This window comes from Kitasatospora sp. NPDC089797, from assembly GCF_040684795.1.
GTDB lineage: Bacteria > Actinomycetota > Actinomycetes > Streptomycetales > Streptomycetaceae > Kitasatospora.
Genome location: NZ_JBFBGS010000012.1, coordinates 56,196 through 77,473, shown reverse-complemented (window position 1 = coordinate 77,473; position 21,278 = coordinate 56,196). Strand labels below are relative to the sequence as shown.

The 21,278-nt window shown below is 75.4% G+C and carries 16 protein-coding genes; 13 read left to right on the top strand and 3 right to left on the bottom strand.

The genetic code is table 11. The features are described from left to right. Positions 1-9: 9 nt before the first annotated feature. The 3 genes from AB0O91_RS11860 to AB0O91_RS11850 all read left to right on the top strand — a co-directional run bounded on the left by AB0O91_RS11860 (position 10) and on the right by AB0O91_RS11850 (position 2,608). Positions 10-711, top strand: coding sequence for a cysteine hydrolase (locus AB0O91_RS11860; protein WP_363430575.1), 702 nt, complete (start codon positions 10-12; stop codon positions 709-711). Further along, on the top strand, positions 708-1,589 hold the full coding sequence (locus tag AB0O91_RS11855; protein ID WP_363430572.1) for an SAM-dependent methyltransferase: 882 nt from the start codon (positions 708-710) through the stop codon (positions 1,587-1,589). The genes AB0O91_RS11860 and AB0O91_RS11855 overlap by 4 nt, the downstream gene beginning before the upstream one ends. Before the next feature lie 188 nt (positions 1,590-1,777). Then, positions 1,778-2,608, top strand: coding sequence for a 2OG-Fe(II) oxygenase family protein (locus AB0O91_RS11850; RefSeq protein ID WP_363430569.1), 831 nt, complete (start codon positions 1,778-1,780; stop codon positions 2,606-2,608). A gap of 176 nt (positions 2,609-2,784) precedes the next feature. Here the strand turns inward: AB0O91_RS11850 and AB0O91_RS11845 are convergent, their stop codons facing one another. Then, the gene (locus AB0O91_RS11845) at positions 2,785-4,956 is read right to left on the bottom strand and encodes a DEAD/DEAH box helicase (RefSeq protein WP_363430561.1); all 2,172 of its coding nucleotides are present in this window, start codon (positions 4,954-4,956) and stop codon (positions 2,785-2,787) included. Positions 4,957-5,286: 330 nt separating this feature from the next. On the opposite strand from AB0O91_RS11845, the gene AB0O91_RS11840 reads away from it, so the two are divergent. From AB0O91_RS11840 to AB0O91_RS11805, 8 genes are all read left to right on the top strand, one after another. Beyond that, positions 5,287-6,561, top strand: a complete 1,275-nt coding sequence (locus AB0O91_RS11840) for an extracellular solute-binding protein (RefSeq protein WP_363430558.1) — start codon at positions 5,287-5,289, stop codon at positions 6,559-6,561. Positions 6,562-6,650: 89 nt separating this feature from the next. Then, positions 6,651-7,553 carry a sugar ABC transporter permease gene (locus tag AB0O91_RS11835; protein ID WP_363430556.1) on the top strand — a complete coding sequence of 301 codons (903 nt, stop codon included), beginning with the start codon at positions 6,651-6,653 and terminating at the stop codon, positions 7,551-7,553. Continuing rightward, positions 7,550-8,386, top strand: a complete 837-nt coding sequence (locus AB0O91_RS11830) for a carbohydrate ABC transporter permease (protein ID WP_363430553.1) — start codon at positions 7,550-7,552, stop codon at positions 8,384-8,386. Before AB0O91_RS11835 ends, AB0O91_RS11830 begins: the two co-directional genes overlap by 4 nt. A 102-nt stretch (positions 8,387-8,488) precedes the next feature. After that, entirely contained in the window at positions 8,489-11,140 is a 2,652-nt protein-coding gene (locus AB0O91_RS11825; protein ID WP_363430550.1) for a TIM-barrel domain-containing protein, read from the top strand. 259 nt (positions 11,141-11,399) lie between these two features. Continuing rightward, on the top strand, positions 11,400-12,512 hold the full coding sequence (locus AB0O91_RS11820; protein WP_363430547.1) for an acyl-CoA desaturase: 1,113 nt from the start codon (positions 11,400-11,402) through the stop codon (positions 12,510-12,512). A gap of 95 nt (positions 12,513-12,607) precedes the next feature. Continuing rightward, the gene (locus AB0O91_RS11815) at positions 12,608-13,747 is read left to right on the top strand and encodes a glycosyltransferase family 1 protein (RefSeq protein WP_363430804.1); all 1,140 of its coding nucleotides are present in this window, start codon (positions 12,608-12,610) and stop codon (positions 13,745-13,747) included. A gap of 76 nt (positions 13,748-13,823) precedes the next feature. After that, a complete protein-coding gene (locus AB0O91_RS11810) occupies positions 13,824-14,768 on the top strand; it encodes an alpha/beta hydrolase (protein ID WP_363430544.1) in 945 nt (314 codons plus the stop codon). A gap of 45 nt (positions 14,769-14,813) precedes the next feature. Beyond that, the gene (locus tag AB0O91_RS11805; RefSeq protein ID WP_363430540.1) at positions 14,814-17,666 is read left to right on the top strand and encodes a BTAD domain-containing putative transcriptional regulator; all 2,853 of its coding nucleotides are present in this window, start codon (positions 14,814-14,816) and stop codon (positions 17,664-17,666) included. 6 nt (positions 17,667-17,672) lie between these two features. On the opposite strand, the gene AB0O91_RS11800 is transcribed toward AB0O91_RS11805, so the two are convergent. Next, complete coding sequence (locus AB0O91_RS11800) at positions 17,673-18,281, bottom strand: hypothetical protein (RefSeq protein WP_363430538.1); 609 nt, start codon at positions 18,279-18,281, stop codon at positions 17,673-17,675. Positions 18,282-18,432: 151 nt separating this feature from the next. Between AB0O91_RS11800 and AB0O91_RS11795 the strand changes: the two genes are divergently transcribed. Both AB0O91_RS11795 and AB0O91_RS11790 read left to right on the top strand, forming a co-directional pair. Then, on the top strand, positions 18,433-18,801 hold the full coding sequence (locus AB0O91_RS11795) for a hypothetical protein (RefSeq protein WP_363430535.1): 369 nt from the start codon (positions 18,433-18,435) through the stop codon (positions 18,799-18,801). Continuing rightward, entirely contained in the window at positions 18,798-19,865 is a 1,068-nt protein-coding gene (locus AB0O91_RS11790; protein ID WP_363430532.1) for a hypothetical protein, read from the top strand. The genes AB0O91_RS11795 and AB0O91_RS11790 overlap by 4 nt, the downstream gene beginning before the upstream one ends. Before the next feature lie 92 nt (positions 19,866-19,957). On the opposite strand, the gene AB0O91_RS11785 is transcribed toward AB0O91_RS11790, so the two are convergent. Then, complete coding sequence (locus tag AB0O91_RS11785; protein ID WP_363430530.1) at positions 19,958-21,043, bottom strand: peptidoglycan-binding protein; 1,086 nt, start codon at positions 21,041-21,043, stop codon at positions 19,958-19,960. Positions 21,044-21,278 lie beyond the last annotated feature (235 nt).

Here is a 21,278-nt window from a genome sequence, read left to right as displayed (position 1 = left end):
ACCGGCCGGGTGAACGCGCCCGACGGCCGTACCGCACTGATCGTCGTCGACCTCCAGAACGACTTCTGCGCCGGCCCGGTGGCCGCCGCCCGCTACCCCGGCGACCCGACCCGGCTCGCCACCGTCGCCGCGACCACCGCCCGCGCCGTCGACACCGCCCGGGCGCACGGCACCGACGTGGTGTTCGTCCGCTTCCTCGGCGATCCGGCCCACCAGGGCGCGAGTTGGCGCCACCGCGACGCCACCCTCGGCAAGCGCCCCAAGTGCCCCACCGGCAGCTGGGGCGCCGAGTTCCACGCCGTGGCCCCGAGGGACGACGAGGCGGTGTTCACCAAGTACGCGTGCTTCGACGCCTTCCTGAGCGAGGGCTTCGAACAGCACCTGGTCGAGCGCGGCGTCCACCATCTGGCCCTGGCGGGCGTGTTCGCCGACGTGTGCGTGGACAGCACCGCGCGGACCGGGTTCCAGAAGGGCTTCCACATCACCGTGCTCGCCGACTGCACCGCCGCACTGCACCTGTCGGACGAGGCCGTCCTCGGCTTCATGCGGCGGGTGTACGGCGCCCGGGTCACCACCCACGACCGGCCCGGCGTCTGGACCCGGCCCCCCGGCACGGCCACCCCCACCCGGGGGACGGCCGTCCCCCGGCGCACCGTCCCCCAGCGCACCGTCACCGAGCAGACCGTCACCGAGCAGCAGGAGCGCGCATGACCGTCGACCTGACCGAGAACCCCGGCCTCGCCCCAGCAGCCGGTACGGCAGCGGAGGTCGAGCCGGCCGCCCTGCTGGTCGCCGCCGCCCGGGCGCTCGAGACCCACCGCCCCGACGCCCTCGCCCGGGACCCGTACGCCGAGCACCTCCTGCGCGCCGCCCCCGCCGCCGCGCACTGGCCCCGCCGCCCGGAGGACGTCCCGGACGGCGGGGCCGACCCGCTCTGGGGCCGGCTCGCCCGCTACTTCGCCCTCCAGACCCGGGCCTTCGACGACCAGGTGCTGCGGGCCGTCCAACTCGGCGCCCGGCAGCTCGTCCTGCTCGGCGGGGGCCCGGACACCCGGGCGTACCGGCTGGACCTGCCGGACGACTGCACCGTCTACGAGGTCGACCGGCCCGAGCTGCTGACGTTCAAGGAACACGCCCTGGCCGGCACCGGCGCCCGGCCCGCGGCCCGGCGCCGCGCCGTCGGCACCGACCTCCACACGGACTGGACCGGGCCGCTGACCGACGCCGGGTTCCGCCCCGACCGGCCGACCGCCTGGCTCGCCGAGGGGCTGCTGCTGCGCCTGCCCGGCGCCGCCGAACCCGGACTCCTCGACGCCGTCGACCGGCTCAGCGCCCCCGGCTCCACCCTCGCCTACGAGGCCCGGCCCGGCGCCGGGCCCGCCACCGGGTTCGAAGGGACCGGCCTCGAACCGGCCGCGCCGCTCGACCCCGGCCCGCGCCCCGACACCACCGCCCACCTCGCCGCGCACGGCTGGTCCACCACGCTCCACACGCCCTTCGAGTTCACCCGCCACTACGGCCGCGGCCCGCTCCCCGTGCCGGACGACGTGCTCGCCGCGCACCGCTGGGTCTTCGCCGTCCGGTCCTGAGGGGGCGGTCCTCAGGGTCCGGACGGGGCCCGTCCCGGGGCCCGGCGCTAACCGCGCGTCAGGGAATCCGGCCGCGCCGCAATCCCGGTATATGCGTTGCGCCAACAGTTCAAAATCCCGGCATCTTCTCCACGTACCGTCGTCCCGGCACCCGACCAGGGGCCCCAGGTACGGAGGAGAGACGCATCATGCACACCGCTGCCATCCACACCGCTGCCGTCCAGGCCGCCGGCGACCTGCTGCGTGACGGCTACGCCCGGATCACGCTCCGCGACGGCGCGGACCAGCTCCTGCACCGGGCGCTCGCCGAGAGCCGGGTGTTCTTCGCCCACCCGACCGAGCACAAGTTCCGCTACTCGACCGGGGACTTCAACTTCGGCTACCGCCCGCTCGGCCGGGAGTTCTCGGTCAGCGCCGACCGCCCCGACCTCAACGACTGCTTCACCCTCTGGCACGACCGCCTCGACCTGATCCCCCACGCGGCCGAACTCCCGGGCCTCACCGACGCCCTGCTCGCCTGGCGCCGCCACCTGGCCGGGCTCGTCGCCGACACCGTCGGCGAGATCGCGGCCCGGCTCGGCGAGCACCGGGCCCCCGCCTTCGAGACCGCCTCCTACCTCCAGCTGAACAACTACGCGGCCACCGGCTCCGACCGCGACCTGCTCCAGGACCGGCACGAGGACGGCCACATGGTGACGGTCATCCACAGCACCGGCCCCGGCCTCGAGCTCTTCCTCGACGGCGACCCCCAGCCGGTGGTCACCGCCCCGGACGAGGTCATCCTGATGCCCGGCTCGGTCCTCACCGACCTCACCGGCGGCCGCATCCCCGCCCTCTACCACCAGGTCCGCAACCTGCGCCTGCCGGAGCGCACCGCACTGATGTACTTCGTCAACCCCGAACTCACCGAGCCGGTCCACGCCTGGACCGACGAGCCGGGGGCGGACCGCGTCGACCTGCGGGAGCGGATCCGCAACAACCCCGGCATGTTCGGCCTCCCCCAGGTCCCGGCGCTCTGAGCCCCGGTGACCGTCAGAAGTCCGACGGGACGGACCAGCGGCCCGGGCACGCGAACCGCTCACAGCCGTCGTGCCCGAACCGCACCGTCCCGTCGAACACCGCCGCCCGGCCACCCCGTGGCGGAGCGGCCGCCGCGCCACCCGGCGTCACGGGGTCGGACACCTCGGGGCCGTTCTCAGGCGCCCCGTTCCGCGGCGAGCCGCTGCTGCTCCTCCTCCACGATCCGTACCGCCAGCGACGGTTCCGAGACGTCCACCGCCTCCGGTACGGACTCCGCCAGCTCGCTCCGCCGGGCGTAGGCGTCGAACAGCCGCTGCTTCGTCCGCAGGATCTCCAGCATCCGCTGGTCGACGCTGTCCGCCACCAGCAGCCGGTGCACCTGCACCCGTCGGACCTGCCCCATCCGGTGCACCCGGCCGACGGCCTGGGCCTCCATGGTCGGCTTCACCTGGGGCTCGCAGAGGATGACCACCGAGGCGGCCTGGATGTTCAGGCCCAGCCCGCCGGCCTGGATCTGGGCCAGCAGCACGGCGTGCCCGGGCGCGGCGGCGAAGCCGTCCACCACCTCCTGGCGCCGCTCCGCCGCCTTTCCCCCGTCGACCGGCCCGAACACCCCGCTCCCCAGCGCCTCCCGCACGACCGCCAGGACGTCCCGGAAGAAGGAGAACACCACCACCTTGCGCCCGTTCCCGGCCGCTTCCGCGACGATCTCCCGCAACCGCTGGAGTTTCGCGGAGTGCTCCGGGTCGGCGTAGGCCGCCCGTCGCATCGCCGGGAAGCTCCCCTCGGTGACGGCGGCGCGGTAGGCGGCGAGGTCGGTGGGGGTGAACTCCTCCCACTCGTCGACGTGGACGACCTCGGGCAGTTCGGTGAGCACGTCCTGCTGGTTGCGCCGCAGGTAGGCCGGGGCGACCGCCCGGCGGAAGGACGTGGAACCGGCGGCGGTCGACCCGGTGTCGATCTGCGGCAGCAGGCCCGGCTGCAGGTAGTGCACCAGGTTGCGGAACTCCTCCACCCGGTTCTCCATCGGCGTGCCGGTGAGGAACAGCACCCGGTCGACCCGGTCGGTCCAGGCGCCGACCGCCAGGGAGCGCTGCGCCCGGTGGTTCTTGACGTAGTGGGCCTCGTCGACCACCAGCAGGCCGACCGGCTGCTCGGGCGGGACGTCCAGCCGCCGCAGGCCCTCGAAGGTCACCACGGCGACACCGCCCGTCCGCAGCCACTCGGCGCGGGCCGCCTCCCGGTCCGGGCCGTGGCAGCGGTACGCCCGCAGGGTGCTGCGGGCCTCGACCTCCCGGCCCCAGTTGATCAGGACGCTCGCCGGGCAGACCACCAGGAAGTGGGTGTTCGCCCGCGAGGCCAGGTGCGCCATGACGGCGATCGCCTGGACGGTCTTCCCGAGCCCCATCTCGTCGCCCAGGATCACCCGTCCCTGCCGGAGCGCGAAGCGGGCCCCGAACGCCTGGTAGCCGCGCAGCGAGACCCTGCACCGGGTGTCGTCCAGCGGCTCGGCCCGGACGAGGTCGGCCAGTTCCCCGGGCAGGTGGCCCTCGGCGGCGGTCGGGTCGGCGGTGTCGCCGAGGGCGGTGACCTCCGCCAGGACGCCGTAGTAGTCGGCCGAGCGGTGCTCGAAGTCCGTCCAGGCCTCGACCGCCGGGGCGGGTGGGCGCAGCAGGTCCGCGGAGGCCTGGGCGAACAGCACCGGCACCGCCTGCCCGTCGAGTTCGGCGAGCCGCGCCGCCAGCCGCCCGACCGCGGCGTGCGCCTCCCGCCGGCGGTCCCGTCCGGCGAGCAGCCCGCGCAGCGGCCGGCCGACCGGCCGGGCCGCCTCGGCCAGGGCGCCGAGTTCACCGTCGACCCGCTCCCCCAGTTCGGCCGCCCGGGGCGCGTCCGGCCCGGCGACCACCAGCCGGTGCAGCGCGACCACCAGCGCGGTGCCCGGCTCGTCCTGCCGCTCCACGTCCAGCCGCACGGCCACCGTCCGCTCGGCCGCCCGGGCGATCTGCCCGGCCGCGGCCACCGCCTGCGCGGCGGTCTGCGCCCCGACGCCCGGGACCAGCTGCAACTGGTACGCCGTCGCCTCCGCGACCTGCCGCACGGTCGTGTACCCGGCGGCCTCCAGCGCGCCGACCCGCAGCCGGCCCTCGGTCACGTCCCGCAACCGGCCCACCGCGATGGCGCCCAACTCCGCCCGCACCAGCCGGTCCCGCAGCGCGACCGCGGCCAGCCGCGCCTCCTCGACGGCGGCCCGGTGGTCACCGGCCGCCGCCCGCCCGGCCGCGGCCAGCCGCCCGGCCCCGGCCAGCAGTTCCCGGACCGCCCGCCCGCCCCGCCGTCTCTCCCCCACCTACGCCCCGTCCTGCCTCGACCCACCGCGTACCCGTCCGCGCCGGGCCCATGATCCCAGCCGCGGTGATCCGGTCCACCGGCCGGGCCCCGCCCGCGCCGCACCGACCGGGGCCGGCGCGGCGGCGCGGAGCGGACCGTCCTGCTTGAGCGTTTCTGCGCAGAGGGCCTCCCGCCGGGCCGGGTCGGAGCGCCCGGGGTGCTCACTCCTGCAGGCGCGATTGACATGAACCGCCCGAAGCAGCAAGCTGCTCTTTCGAAACTGCTCAAAACCAGTGTTCTTCAAGCATCTTGGATCACCGATCAAGCACGCACGAAGGCGGTAACTGCAGTGGACAAACGTGTACTGGCCCTCGTCTCGGCGTGTGCGCTCGGAGCGCTCGCGCTCACCTCCTGCGGCAGCGGTGGCAGCGGCGGCGGGGCGGACGCCGACGGCAAGGTGACGCTCAAGCTGGTGGCCGCCGACTACGGCGACAAGGAGTCCAACAGCTCCAAGAACTACTGGAACAAGGTCGCCACCGCGTTCACCGCGGCCAACCCGGGGATCCGGGTGGACGTCCAGGTGATGAACTGGAACGACATCGACAAGCAGGTCAAGACGATGATCCAGAGCGGCAACGTGCCGGACGTGCTGCAGACCGGGGGCTACGCCGACAAGGTCGCCGACGACCTGCTGTACAAGGCGGAGGACGTGCTGTCGCCCGCCACCCGCTCCGACCTGATCGACAGCTTCGCCGCGGCCGGGCAGGTCAAGGGCGTGCAGTACGGCATCCCGTTCGTCTCCTCGGCCCGCGCGCTGTTCTACAACAAGACGGTGTTCCAGCAGGCCGGGATCACCCGACCGCCGTCCAACTGGGCGGAGTTGCGCCAGGACGCCGAACTGGTCAAGGCCAAGGCGCCGGGGGTCACCCCCTACGCGCTGCCGCTCGGGCCGGAGGAGGCCCAGGGCGAGAGCATGATCTGGGAGCTCGGCGACGGCGGCGGGCCGACCGGCCCGGACGGCGCCTACACGCTGAACAGCCAGGCGAACATCGACACCTTCCGCTGGCTCAGGAGCAACCTGGTCGACCCCGGGCTGACCTACCCCAACCCGGCCAGCACCGACCGCAAGACCGCGTTCGCCGACTTCGCGGCCGGCAAGGCGGCCATGCTCAACGGCCACCCGTCGCTGATCCAGATGGCCCAGGACGGCAAGGTCGACTACGGGGTCGCGCCGATCCCCGGCAAGGACGGCCCGCTCTCCTCCACCCTCGGGGTCGCGGACTGGATGATGGCGTTCAAGAAGAACGGACACCGCGACCAGATCAGGAAGTTCCTCGACTTCGCGTACGCCACCGACAACCAGCTGGCCTTCGACGAGACCTACAACCTGATGCCGGTCACCAAGGGCGCGCTGGCCGACCTCACCACCGGCGGCAAGCACAAGGACCTCGAACCGTTCTTCGCCCTGCTGCCGCACGCCGTGTTCTACCCGCTCGGCGACACCACCTGGGACGCGGTCTCGGCCGAGCTCAAGAAGTCGGTCGGCGGCGCCGTGTCGGGCGACCCGGCCAAGGTGCTCGGCGACCTGCAGAAGAAGGCCCAGGACGCCGTCGCGAACAGGTGACGGACCCGACAGACGACGGACCCGACAGACGACGGACCGGCCAGGCGACGGACCGGGCCGGGCCGGACCGGACCGCGGAAGGCGATGCCGTGACCCTCAACTCCCCCGTGCGCAGGGGCCGTCGACCGGGCGGCCGGCTGGGGCCGCTGCCCTGGATCGGCCCGGCCGTCCTGCTGATCCTGGCCGTGGTGCTGTGGCCGGTCTACGAGATGGTGCGCACCTCCTTCCTGCGGGTCAGCACCAGCGGCTTCGTCCGCGGTTCGGCCGGGCTCGACAAGTACCGCAAGCTGTTCGGCGAGGCCGACCTCGGGCACGTGCTGCTCGCCACGGTGGCCTGGACGCTCGCCGTGGTCGGCCTGACCATGCTGCTCTCGCTCGCCCTGGCCCAGCTGTTCGACCAGCGCTTCCCGGGCCGCCGCTACACCCGCTGGGCCCTGATCGCGCCCTGGGCGGCGTCGGTCCTGATGACCGCCATCGGCTTCCGCTGGATGCTCGACCGGACGGCCGGCGTGCTCAACACCGTACTGACCGACCTCGGGCTGGTCGACGGCCCCCGGGACTGGCTCGGCGACCCGTCGACGGCCTGGCCGTGGATGGTGTTCGTCGCGGTGTTCGTCTCGCTCCCGTTCACCACCTACACCCTGCTGGCCGGCCTGCAGACCGTCCCCGCCGAGGTGTACGAGGCGGCCCGGGTGGACGGCGCCTCGGCCTGGCAGGCCTACCGGCGGATCACCCTGCCGCTGCTGCGGCCGGCCTTCCTGGTCGGCCTGGTCATCAACCTGATCAACGTCTTCAACTCCTTCCCGGTGATCTGGGGCATGACCCGGGGCGGCCCGGGCAGCTCCACGGCCACCAGCACGGTGTTCATGTACCAGCTGAAGGACACCGACATCGGGGAGTCCGCGGCCATGTCGGTGGTCAACTTCGCCCTCGTGGTGCTGCTGGTGCTGGTCTTCCTGAAGGTCAGCCGCTGGAACCGGGAGGAGAGTTGACGATACGTCAGAGGCGGCGGATCGGCCCGCGCACCCTGGCCCTCGCGGGGGCGGCCTGGCTGCTGGCGGCGGTCTTCCTGTTCCCGTACCTGGAGATGGTCGTCACCGCACTGCGCCCGGCCGACGAACTGCGCGACGCGAGCTACCTGCCCCGGCACTTCGCCTGGTCCAACCTCACCGGCGTCTGGCAGGACTCGACCCTCGGCGCCAACCTGCGGGTCACCCTGCTGGTGGCCGGCGGCGCCACCGTGCTGGCGCTGCTGGTCGCGCTGCCCGCCGCCTACTACACCGCCCGGGTCCGCTACCGGGGCCGCCGGCTGTTCCTGCTGCTGGTCCTGGTCACCCAGATGTTCCAGCCGACCTCCCTGCTGGTGGGGCTGTACCGCGAGTTCTACCAGCTGGACATGCTCAACTCGGTCTGGACGCTGATCCTCTGCAACGCCGCCTTCAACCTGGCCTTCGCGGTCTGGATCCTCACCGCGTACATCTCCTCGATCCCGGTGGAGCTGGAGGAGGCCGCCCAACTCGACGGACTCGGCCGGCTCGGGGCGCTGCGGCGGGTCGTCCTGCCGCTGGCCCTGCCGGGCGTGGTCACCGCGGTGATCTTCACCTTCATCTCGGCCTGGAACGAGTTCGTGATGGGCCTGACGCTGTCCACCGACCCGGGCAGCCAGCCGCTCACCGTCGGCATCAACAGCTTCATCGGCAACTACACCGTCCAGTGGAACTACCTGTTCGCCGGCTCGGTCGTCGCGATCGTGCCGGTCGTGGTGCTGTTCGCCCTGATCGAACGGCACGTCGTCTCCGGCCTGACCGCCGGATCCGTCAAGTAGCCCGCCGCACCGGCAGACCGCGCCATCGAGCCTTCGGGCTCCGTGCCACCGAGTCTTCGAGTCATCGAGCCTTCGAGCCTTCGAGTCGACAGGAGAACCCCCGTGCGCCTGCTCCGACCCCACCTCCGCAGGGCCGCCCTGGCGGCGGCCCTCACCAGCATCGCCGCCGTGGCCGGCCCCGCCCTGCCGGCCCGGGCCGCCGCCCCCGTCACGGCCGTCCTGGACGGCGACCACCAGAACGTCAGCTGGCAGAGCCCCGACTACGCCAAGGGCACCATGGGCGGCGCCACCTCCTGCCCGGCCGCCGCCCAGGACCCGGACAACGCCGTCTGCGCCCGCTTCGACCTGACGGTGAACGTGCCGGCCGGCTACTGGGACGACAACCCCGAGGGCGGCGTCCCGGTCTCGATCCAATGGGCCCACCAGACCGACGACTTCGACCTCTACGTCTACGACGCGAACGGCAAGGAGGTCGCCGAGAGCGCGACCACCGCCGACCCCGAGGCCACGGTGATCCCCAAGGCCTCCGGCACGTACCACGTCCTGGTCGTCCCGTACGACGTGCACGGCGCCTCCTTCACCGCCCGCGCCTACCTGCCGCAGACCGCCGACGCGGGCGACCTCACCTCCTTCTCCGGCGGCCGCGGCAGCTACGACATCGCCGCCGGCACCCTCAAGGCCAAGGTCGACTTCCTGGCCGACGACCAACTGCGCCTGCGCGCCGCCCCGGACGGCGTCCTGACCGACCCCGCGGGCCGTACCATCGTCCGCAAGCAGCCCGAACTCCAGCCCCGGACCAGCTCGTTCGACGCCGGCGACTACTACGGCATCCGCTCCGGCCACGTCGTGCTGCGGGTCTACAAGCACCCCCTGCGGTTCGGCCTCTACCAGGCCGACAACCGCACCGCGATCTGGCAGGAGGACGCCCCGCTGCGCTGGTCCACCGACGGCCTGCGGCAGAGCCTGGTCCGCGGCGCCGACGAGCAGTTCTTCGGCGGCGGCGAGCAGAACGGCAGCTTCTCGCACCGCGACCGGACGATCCACGTCGCCAACAGCACCAACTGGAACGAGGGCGGCTACAACAACTCCCAGCCGTTCTACGTCTCCACCGCCGGGTACGGCGTCTTCCGCAACACCTTCGCCCCGGGGATCTACGACTTCGGCGCGCCGGTGCGCACCGGGCAGCAGGAACGGCGCCTGGACGCCTACTACTTCACCGGCGACGTCAAGTCGGTGATCGGCCAGTACACCGCCCTGGTCGGCAAGCCCTTCATGCCGCCGGTCTACGGCCTCGAACCCGGCGACTCCGACTGCTACCTGCACAACGCCAACCGCGGCGAACGCCACACCACCGACGCCCTCAAGGTCGCCGACGAGTACGTCCGCCAACAGATGCCGCTCGGCTGGATGCTGGTCAACGACGGCTACGGCTGCGGCTACGAGAACCTCCCGCAGACCGGCGAGGGCCTGCGCAAGGACCACGCCCAGCTCGGCCTGTGGACCCAGAACGGCCTGCCCAACCAGGCCGAGGAGGTCAAGGCCGGGGTCCGGGTGCGCAAGCTGGACGTCGCCTGGGTCGGCAACGGCTACGACTTCGCCCTCAACGCCTGCGACCAGGCCAAGGCCGGCATCGAGGACAACAGCGACGCCCGCGGCTTCGTCTGGCTGCCGGTCTCCTGGGCCGGCGCCCAGCGCTGCGGCGTGCTCTGGAGCGGTGACCAGAGCCTGTCCTGGGACTACATCCGCTGGCAGATCCCCACCTACGCCGGCGCCACCATGTCCGGCATCGCCTACGACACCGGCGACGTCGGCTCGATCTTCCGCCGCGACCCGAAGATGTACACCCGCGACCTCCAGTGGAAGGCCTTCCTGCCGACCATCATGACCATGGACGGCTGGGCCAAGGACCTGGCCGGCAAGCAGCAGCGCGACCAGCAGCCCTGGTTGGACGGCGAGCCGTACACCTCGATCAACCGCAAGTACCTCCAGCTGAAGGAACGGCTGCTGCCGTACATGTACACCCTGTCCGCCGAGGCCACCCGCACCGGCATCGGCGCGGTCCGTCCGCTCGCCCTGGAGTACCCGGACGACCCGGACGCCCTCGGCCCGGACGCGAAGTACGAGTTCCTGGCCGGACCGGACTTCCTGGTCGCGCCGGTCTACTCCGACACCTCCGTGCGCAACGGCATCCACCTGCCCGAGGGCACCTGGACCGACTACTGGACCGGACGCACCTACCAGGGCCCCACCACGATCAACGACTACTCCGCCCCGCTGGACACCCTGCCGGTGTTCGTCAAGGGCGGCGCCATCGTCCCGATGTGGCCGCAGGGCACTCTGTCCTGGCAGAACCGCGACCGCGGCGAACTCGACTACGACCTCTACCCGCAGGGCGACTCCTCCTACACCCTCTACGAGGACGACGGCACCACCCGCCAGTACGCGGCGGGCTCCTCCGCCACCCAGCAGGTGGACGTCCACGCCGACGGACCGGTCACCATCGTCAAGGTCGGTGCCAGCAAGGGGAGTTACACCGGGAAGCCGGACGCCCGACGCTACCGCTTCAGCGTCCACGGCCAGGACGCCCCGCAGCTGGTGGTCACCCGGGGCGGCCCGCTGCCCGAGCTGGACTCGGCCGCCGCCCTGGACTCCGCCGACTCCGGCTGGTACCACGACGAGGCGACCGGCGTGACCCAGGTCAAGACCCCGCCCCTCGCCACCGACCGCGCCTTCACCGTCCACCTGATCCACTGACCCGGCCGTCCGCCGGGCTCCCCCCACGGTCCGGCGGGCGGTCGCATGCACGCTCGAAGCTCGGACTCCTGCCGGACCATCCCGGGCCGCCACCCGCCCGATCGAGCCCATTCCGACCGCGACACGGATCCGGCCGGGACTTCGGCCGGTCGGGTGCGGAAGGGTGAGGCCACCCGTCCCGGGGCCACCACGCGTGGCCCCGGGACGGGTGACTTTGCGGCCACGACCGGCCGGAGCGACCCGAGACCGGGATGGTGGCATGACCCTTCAGCACACCCCGAGCGCCGGAACCACCCGGCACGGCGACTTCGCCGAGCTGCGCCGACGCGTCACCGAGGCCGGCCTGCTCCGCAGGCGCCCGCTCTACTACACCTGCCGGGCCGGCGCCCTGCTGGCCGCCCTCGCGCTGGTGCTGGCCTGGTTCACCGCACTCGGCGCGAGCTGGTGGCAGCTCGGCCTGGCGCCCGTACTCGCCCTCGTCCTCGGCCAGTTGGCGCTGCTCGGCCACGACGTCGCGCACCACGCGGTGTTCTCCGGACGCCGGGCCACCGACCTCGCGGGCATCCTGCTCGGCAACCTCGTGGTCGGGATGAGCTACGGCTGGTGGGTCAGCGACCACAACCGCCACCACGCCCACCCCAACCGCGAGGGACGCGACCCGGCCGCGGACGCCATCCTCTTCGTCCGCACCGCCGAACAGGCCCGCCGCACAAGGGGGTTGAGGAGGACCATCGCCAGGTACCAGGCGGAACTGTTCTTCCCGCTGCTCTCCCTCCAGGCGCTCGGCCTGGTCGCCGCGACGACCGTCACGCTCGTCCGCGGCAGGCTCCGCCACCCGGTGCTGGAACGGACCCTCGCCGCGCTGCACTACCTCCTCGCCGCCGGCCTGCTGCTGGCCGTCCTCACCCCGCTCCAGGCGCTCGCCTTCGCCCTGGTGTGCGGCGCCGTGCTCGGCGTCTACCTGGGCTGCATCTTCGCGCCCAACCACAAGGGCATGCCGCTGACCGGACCGGACGAGGAGACCGCGGACTACCTCCGACGCCAGGTGCTGCCCTCCCGCAACCTGCGCGCCGGGCGGTTCACCCACGCCGTCTTCGGCGGCCTCGGCTACCAGATCGAGCACCACCTCTTCCCGGCCATGCCGGTCGTGGCCCTGCGCCCGGCCTCGCGGATCGTGCGCGGCTACTGCGCGGAACTCGGCCTCGCCTACACCGAGGCCGGGCTGGTGGACTCGTTCCGGGAGATCCTGCGGGACCTGCGGGCGGTCGGCCGCTCCGTCGACGCCCCGTCGGCGGCCCTGCCGGTGGCCCGGGCCGGGGGCGGGGCGCGGGCCGGGAGCGCAGCGCGGACCGAGGACGGGACGGCCCGGTGAGCCGGCTGCTGTCGGGCACGGCGGCGCAGGAGCAGGCCCAGGAGCAGGACCAGGCCCAGGACACGGTCGCGACCGCGGCCGCGCACGGCGGCCCCCTGCGCGTCCTGATCGTCACCGAGTCCTTCCCCCCGCAGCTCAACGGCGTCGCCCACAGCGTGCTGCGCACCGCCGAGCACCTGACCGCCCGCGGCCACGCCGTCCTGGTGGTCGCCCCGGCGACCCGCACCCGGCGCGGCCCCGAACGGGTGGACGGCTACCAGGTGTTCCGGGTCCGCTCCGTCCCGCTGCCCGGCTACCCGGAGGTGCGGATCGCCCTCCCCGGCGGGCAGTTGGCCGCCGCGATCGACCGGCACCGCCCCCAGGTCGTCCACCTGGCCGGGCCGTTCGCGCTCGGCGCGGCCGGGGCGGCGGCGGCCCGGCGGGCCGGGCTCCCGGCCGTGGCGGTGTTCCAGACCGACATGGCCGCCTACGCCCGGACCTACCTCCCCTTCCTCGGCGAGGCCGGCTCCCGGGCGGCCTGGCGGATCCTGCGGCGGGTCCACACCTCCGCCGCCCGGACCCTGGCACCCTCCCAGGCCTCGCTGGGCGCGCTGGCCGCCCACGGCGTCCCCCGGCTCCACCTGTGGCCGCGCGGGGTCGACCGGGAACGGTTCCACCCGCGCCACCGCGACGAGGCGCTGCGCCGCCGGCTCGCCCCGCGCGGGGAGGTCCTGGTCGGCTACGTCGGACGGCTGGCGGCGGAGAAACAGGTCGACCTGCTGGCGCCGGCCTCCCGGCTGCCCGGCGTGCGGCTGGTGGTGGTCGGCGACGGCCCGTGCCGCGCCCCGCTGGAGGCCGCACTGCCGGACGCGGTGTTCCTGGGCCGCCGCACCGGGCACGAACTGGGCCGGCTGTACGCCTCGTTCGACGTGTTCGCGCACACCGGGCCGTACGAGACCTTCGGCCAGACCGTCCAGGAGGCGATGGCCAGCGGCCTGCCGGTGGTCGCCCCGGCGGCCGGCGGGCCGCTGGACCTGGTCCGCCCGGGGCGCACCGGCTTCCTGGTGCCGCCCGGAGCGGGCGAGGAGTTCCGGACGGCCGTCGAACGGCTCGCCCGGGACGCCGGGCTGCGGGCGGAACTCGGCCGGGCCGGCCGGGCCGCCGTGTCCGAGCGAGGCTGGGACGCGGTCGGCGACCGGCTGATCGGGCACTACCGCCTCGCCATCGCGGAGACCGCCCGGCCGCTGCGGCGGTGAGACCCGCGCCCGGCCCCCGCCGCCGTGCGCCCCGCCCACCGCCACGACCACCCGACCCGCAGAGGACCCGACCGCCGTGCACCCGCCGCTCGCCGCCGAGCACACCCCCAGCACCGCGCCCACCGCCGACACCGCCGTGTTCCTGCACGGCCTGGGCGGCTGGACCCACAACTGGGCCGCCCTGATCGCGCTGCTGCGCGACTCGGTGCACTGCCTGGCCCTGGACCTGCCCGGCCACGGCCGGTCCGCACCCCCGGCCGACGGCATCACCGTCCGGCACCAGGCCGAGGCCGTCGCCGACCACCTGACCCGCACCGGGCACCGCCGGGTCCACCTGGTCGGCAACTCCCTCGGCGGCCTCACCGCCCTCCACCTCGCCGCCCAGCGGCCCGAGGCGGTCGCCACCCTGACCCTGCTCGCCCCCGTCCTGCCGGCCCTCCCGCCGCCCCAGGCCGCCCGCGCGGCCCTGCTCGCCCTCCCGGGCGCCCCGCGGCTGTACGCCCGGCTGCTCGCCGCCCGGAGCCCGGACCGCCAACTGGACGACCTCTACCGGCTGATCTACGCCGACCCCCGCCGGGTCCGCCCCGAGCAGCGCGCCGCGGAGGCGCGCGAACGCCTGCGCCGCAGCGTCCTGCCGCACGCGCCGCGGATGCTGCCCGAGGGCATGCGCGCGGTGGTCCGCAGCTCCCTGCACCGGGGCGCCGCCTCCCCCTGGCGGCAGGCGGGCCGGATCACCGCCCCCACCCTGCTGGTGTACGGCCGGGAGGACCGCCTGGTGCCGTTCCGGCTCGCCCCGCGCGCCTACGCCGCCTTCCGCGACGCCCGCCTGCTCACCCTCCCGGACACCGGCCACGTCGCCATGCAGGAGCACCCCGCCGCGGTCGCCGCCGCGTTCCGCGCCCTGCTCGCCGACGCCGACCGGGCCGCCCGGCCGGTGGCCACGCCCGGCGACCGGGCCGTACCGCCCGTCCCCGCCCGGTCCACCGGCCCCGGCCGTCCGGTGCGCGTGCCGCCCGGCTAAGGTGCCGCTCGGGGGCCGGGGACGGACTGAGGACACGGGTGCGGCGTGCGGATACTCCTGCTGGGACCGTTGGAACTGCGGACCGTCCGGGGCGTGCCGGTCCACGTCGGCGGCTCCCGGCGGCGCGCCGTCCTGGCCGCGCTCGCCCTGGAGGCCAACCGGGTCGTCCCGGTCGAGCGGCTGCTCGACCTCGCCTGGGACCACGCCCCGCCCTCCACCGCCCGGGCCGCCCTCCAGGGCCATGTCGCGCGGCTGCGCACCCTGCTGGACGACGGACTGCGGCTCGACACCCGCGCCCCCGGCTACGTCCTGCACGCCGACCCGGAACTGATCGACGCCCACCGGCTGGACAGGCTGCTCGACCGCGCCCGCACGGCCGCCCCGGACCGGGCCGGGGACGACACCGCCGTGCCGCTGCTGCGCGAGGCGCTCGCGCTGTGGCGCGGCCCGGCCCTGGAGGACTGCGGTTCGGCCGCGCTGCGCGAGGCCGCCGCCGGGCGGCTGGAGACCCTGCGGATCGAGGCCCTGGAGGAGCTCGCCGAGCGCTCGCTGCGCACCGACCGGGGCCGGTCGGTGACCGCGGAACTCACCGCCGCGCTCGCCGACCACCCGCTGCGCGAGTCGCTGGTCCGGCTCACCGTGCTCTGCCTCCACCAGGAGGGCCGGCCCGCCGAGGCCGTCGCCGTGTACGAGCGGGCCCGCCACCGACTGGCCGAGGAGACCGGGATCGACCCCGGTCCGGCGCTGCGCGAGGCCCTGGCGCTGGTCCGTCCGACCGCCGTCGGAACACCCGCCCCGCCGCCCGCCCCGGCTCCGGCTCCGGTTCCGGTGCCGGCCCGACTGCCGCGCGCGCCCGGCCGGTTCATCGGCCGGGAGGCCGAACTCGCCTGGCTGGACGGCCAGTTCGACACCGGCCGGAACGCCGGGCCGCACGCCGGGCCGCACGCCGGACGGAGCACCGGCCCGGGCACCGGCCCGGACCTCGGCCCGGCACCGGGTCGGCTGCTGCTGGTCACCGGCCCGGCCGGGGTCGGCAAGACCGCCCTGGTGCTGAGCTGGTCGCACCGGCTCGGCCCGGCCTTCCCGGACGGACGGATCGCCGTCAACCTCCGGGGCTTCGACGAGACCGAGCCGCTGCGCCCCGAGGAGGCCCTGGCCGAACTGCTCCGCACGCTCGGCGCCGAGGAGGGCGCGATCCCGGCGACCACCGAGGAGGCCGCGGCCGCCTGCCGGCGCCTGCTGGCCGGACGCCGGGTGCTGATCCTGCTGGAGAACGCCCGTGACGCCGCGCAGGTGCGCCCGCTGCTCCCGGCCGGGCCGGGCTGCCTGGTCGTGGTGACCAGCCGCCACCGGCTCACCGAGCTGGTCGCCGACGAGGGCGCCCGCACCCTTCCGCTGGCCGCGCTCCGGGCCGCGGACGCCTTCGGCGTGCTCGCCGGGGTCACCGGCCTGCCCCGGCTGACGGCCGAACCGGAGGCGGCCCGGCGCGTGGTCGACCTGTGCGAAGGGCTGCCGCTGGCCCTGCGGATCGCCGGCTCACGGCTGGCCACCCGGCCGCACTGGCGGGTCGCCACCCTGGCCGACGAACTGGCGGACGAGCACTCCCGGCTGGCGGCGCTGGCCACCCAGGGCACGCTGAGCATCGCGGCCGCACTGGAGCTGACGGTCCGCAGCCTGCCCGGGCCGGCCGCCGGGCTCTTCCGCCTGCTCGGCATCCATCCGGGCCAGCAGGTCGACACCGCGGCCGCGGCCGCGCTGGCCGGCACCGACCGGCGGTCGGCGGCCGCGGCGCTGGAGCTGCTGCACCGGGCGCACCTGGTCGCGGAGAGCGCCCCGGGCCGGTTCGAGCGCCACGACCTGGTCCGGCTGTACGCCCGGCAGGCCGCCGGAGAACTCCCGGCCGCGACCCGGGACGCCGCCCTGGCCCGGCTGGCCGACCACTACCTCGCGGCGACGGCGGCCGCCCTCGTGCTGGCCCGGCCGGACGCCCGGCACCACGGTCCGTCCGGTCGGCCCTCCGGCGGCACCCCGGAGTTCGCGACGGCGGCGGAGGCGCTGAGCTGGTTCCGGGCCGAGGAGCCCGCCGTCCGCGGCCTGATCGCCCTGGCCTGCCGCTGGGGCCGGCCCGAACACGCCTGCCGGCTGGTCGAGAACGCCGGCTACCTGTACCTGGACGCGGGACTGTTCCGCGCCTGGGAGGAGTCGGCCCGGACGGCGCTGGACGCCGTGGAGGCCGCCGGGGCCGAGGGGAACTGGCCGCACCTGTACTCCAACCACAGCATGTCGCTGGGCTGGCTGGGCCGCCGGCCGGAGGCCCTGGAGCAGTCCGCGCGCGCCGTCGCCGTCGCCGACCCGGAGAGCCGGCCCGTCCTGCGGCACCGCTACCTGAGCATGCGGAACAGCTTCTCGGACGACCACGGCGACCCGGGCGCCGCCCTGCCCGGGATCGCCGGGACCGTCGCCGAGGCCCGGGCCGTCGGCGACCGGCGGATGCTCTCCCAGGCGCTCAACAACCTGGCCGACGCCCTGCTGCGGGCGGGCCGGGCGGCGGACGCCCTGGCACCGATCACCGAGTCGCTGGCCCTGCTGGCGGGCCGGGAGTCCGACCCGTACCTGGTGGTGTCGACCAAGACCCACGCCCAGGTGCTGAGCGCGCTCGGCCGCCCCGAGGAGGCGGTGGACCGGATCCACCGCGCCCTGGAGCTCGGCCGGGCCCAGGGCAACACCCATGCGGAGTTCGACTTCGCCGACGTCATGGGGCAGGTGCGGTACCAGCAGGGACGCCGGGCCGAGGCCCGGGCGCACTGGGAGCGGGCGCTCGAACTCGCCGCCGAGCAGGGGCGGGCGACCTGTCAGGTGGAGCGGGTCCGGGCCCGGCTCGCGGGGTGCGGTCCGTAACGCCGGTCAGGGGCGCCAGGAGCCGCCGGTCGTGGTCGGGGCGGCGCCGGTCGAGGTGGCCGGTCGGGCGGCGCCGGTGGAGGTGGTGGGGCGGGCGGCGCCGGTCGAGGTGACCGGACGGGCGGGAGCGGCGGGCGGCAGGAACTCCGACCCGGCGGTCGAGGTGGTGGTCCGCAGACCCGCCGTCCCGGACGTCCCCCGCGCGCTCGCGCCCGTCCCCGCCCCCGCCGTCGTGGTGGTGCGGCGGGCGGCCGGGAGCCCGGGCACGGCCGCGGGCGCGCCGCCGTCCGGCTCCACCCGTTCGATCCGCAGCACCACGTTGCGGTCCCGCCGGTCGCCCGCCCGGTCCCGGTTGCGGCTGTGCACCAGTTGCGTCAGCACGCCCCGGATCTCCTGCCAACGCCCCTGCACCGCCCGGATGTTGGGGCACCACTCGGAGCCGAAGCGGTGTTCCAGCGCCAGCTGCCAGCTGTCGGCCTCCACCAGGTGCACCGCGCCGACCGTCGCCGGGATCTCCACCGGGGCGGCCCCCCGGACGGTCACCACCGCCCGCTGCGGCCACTCGCCCTCCACCGCCGTCACCGTGATCCGGCTCGGCCCCTGGTACCAGGCCATCGCTGTCCTCCCGCGTCCGTCCTCGCCGGAAGTCGCCCGGCCTCGACCGGTACCACGGACGCCGACCCCCTTCGGGTTCGAGCCGACCTGAACCGGTCGGCCCCCGCGATCCGTGCAACCTGCCGAACACCGCCACCCGGGGAGAGAGCACGTGTCCAGTACCGAATCACCGCGGCGGGCGAACCTGGTCTGCTGCGCGGCGGCCGTCGGCCTCGCCGCCGCGGGCCTGCTCGCGGTGCACGTCCCGCCGACCCGCGCCGCCCCCGACCGGCCGCACCCGGTCGGCGCCGCCGGACCCGCCACGACGGGCGCCCCGGCCAGGCAGCAGTCCGGGCCGGCCCGCACCGGGGTCCGGGCACCGCTGGCCGGGCCGACGGACGGACGGGCGGCGCACGCCCCGGCGGACGGACGGCCGGTGGACACCCCGACGGACGGACGGCCGGTGGACGCCCGGCCGGTGGACGCCCCGGCGGACGGACGGCCGGTGGACGCGGCCGCCCTCGCCGGAGGCCCCCGGTGACCGGGCTCCCGGAGGAGAGCGGCCCCGGCCCCGGTCTGCAACTGCCCTGGATCGCCGAGGAGGAGGGTGCGGAGGCCGCCCCGCCGCGGCCCGCCGCCGCCGAACGCCTGCGCACCGCCGTCGACGTGGTCGCCGCCCGGCTCTCCGGCGGTCTGCACCGGCTGGGCGACCGGTCCCGCTGGGACGCCCGGCGGGTGGCGATGGCCGCGTCGATGGCCGTCGGCGCCGTCCTGCTGCTGGTCGCGCCCTTCGTGGAGCCGGACGCCGGCGGCGGGAGCGACCCGACCGCCGCCGCGCCCACCGGCCGCTCGCCCTACGGCACCCACGGCCGGGCGCACCCGCCGACCGCCTCCCCCACCGACCCTTCCGCCCTGGCGTCCCCGACCCCGTCCGGGTCCCCCACCGACAGCCCCTCCGCCACCGCCACCGCGACGGCCGGCCCGTCCGCCCCGCCCGCGCCCAGCGCGGCGCCCGTCCGCTCCGACGCCCCGGCCACGCCGTCCGCCGCCCCGGCCGCCCCGCCGGCTCCGCCCGCACCGCCGGCGGCCGTCGGCTTCCGGGCGGTCGCCGGGCCCGGCTGTTCCGGCCCGGGCGGTCGCTACCAGCAGGTCGGCGCGTTCAGCCAGGGTGCGGACGGCTGGGTGACCGTCAGCGGCGGCGGCTACGTCGGCGACGCGTGCACCGGGCGGTACGACGCGGTGCCGATGTCCGGCGACCGCGCCAAGGACGACACCAGCACTTCAGCGCTGTGGACCTTCGACGTCGGTCCCGGCCCGGCGAGTTGCGCGGTCGCCGTCTACGTACCGGCCTCCTCGTCGATCCAGCAGGTCGGCGGCGCGCCCGCCCACTACACGGTGGCCGGCCCGTCCGGCGCCGACCTCGGCGCCTTCGACGTCGACCAGGTCGGCCGACGCGGCAGCTGGGTGGACGCGGGCACCTTCCGCCCCCAGGGCGGCCCGCTCACCGTCCGCCTGCACAACCGGGGCCAGGACTGGACCGGTTCCGGTCAGCCCACCCACGCCCACCTCGCCGCGGCGGCGGTCCGGGTCACCTGCCAGGGTTGAACGGGGGCCGCGTTCCCGAGCCTCCCGGCCCCGGGGCGCGCCCGGACCGGAGGCGGTCCCGCCGTGCTGCGGGCGCCTCCGGTCGGGGCGGGTCAGGCGGTGACGTGGTACCAGTAGCCGCCGGTGCGCAGGGTGACGTAGTGCACGTCGGTGCCGGTCTCCTTGGCCTCGTACATCATGTCGGCGCCGGTGGCGGGGTCGGTGCCGGCGTAGAGGACGACGTGGGTGGTGTTGTGGGCGTCGGTGCCGAAGTACTCGACGTCGCCGGGGCGGCGCTGGGCCTCGGTGATCGGGGTGAGGTGCTTGTCCAGGGTCTGCTCGGTGGTGTCGCCGCCGTTGGCGAGGTCGAGGCCGGCGCCGAACCAGAAGGCCGCCCGGACCAGGCCGGAGCAGTCCAGGCCGGCGGTGGTGTCGGCCGGGCAGGGCTGGATGGAGCCGGTGTAGCCGTCGCAGGTGCCCAGCGACGGGCCGGGGCCCTCGCCGCGCAGCGAGTGGCCGCCGCCCCACACGTACGGCACGCCCAGGTAGGACTTGGCCGCGTTCAGCACCTTCGTCACGTCGACGGGGCCGCTGGGCAGCGGGGCGGGGGTGCTGCCGTAGAGGGCGGTCTTGACGTCCGTGCCGACGATCCCGTCGATGGTCAGGCCCTGCGCGGCCTGGAAGTTGCGCACGGCGGTGTCGGTGGCCGGCCCGAACCGGCCGTCCACGACGAGGCGGCCCGCGTTGAAGGTGTTCAGCATCGTCTGCAGGGTGGAGACGCACTGGCCACTGGCGCCGGTCTGCAGGGTGCCGCACTGGGTGCGCAGGTCCACGGTGCCGGAGGCGGCGGTGGCGGCCGCGTCGAGGGCCGTCTTGGTGGCCGGGCCGGCGATGCCGTCCGCGGTGAGCTGGTGCGCGCTCTGGAAGGCGCGCACGGCGCTGTCGGTGGCGGGGCCGAACTGCCCGTCCACGGTGAGGGCCGCGCCGGTCAGGTTCAGCTCCGCCTGGAGCTGGGTGACGCAGCCGTCGGCCTCACCCTGCTGGAGGTTGGCCGGGCAGGCGGCGGAGGTGAGCGGTATCGGGGCCGGGACGGTCGCGGCGGAGGCGGCCGTGGCGGTGTAGGCGCCGACGCCGGTCAGTGCGGCGGCCAGGGCCAGACCCAGCGACAGCCGGCGCCGGGCGGGGAGGAGGGTGGTCACAGGAGGCTCTCCAGATCCGTGAGGATGCGTCAGCAGCACTGTGCCCCACCGCGCCTCCCCGACGGGAGGGCCCGGCCGTCCCATCCGCCGCGGCCTCCCGTCTCAGGGCTCCTGCCTGCACGGTGAGACGGCCGGCCGCCCGGGTGTGAGACCCCGGCCGCCCGGCACACCCCCTGCCCCGGCCCCGGGTCCGCGCTCCGGCCCGGGGCGGAACTCCTCCGCAGCGACCGCAGGT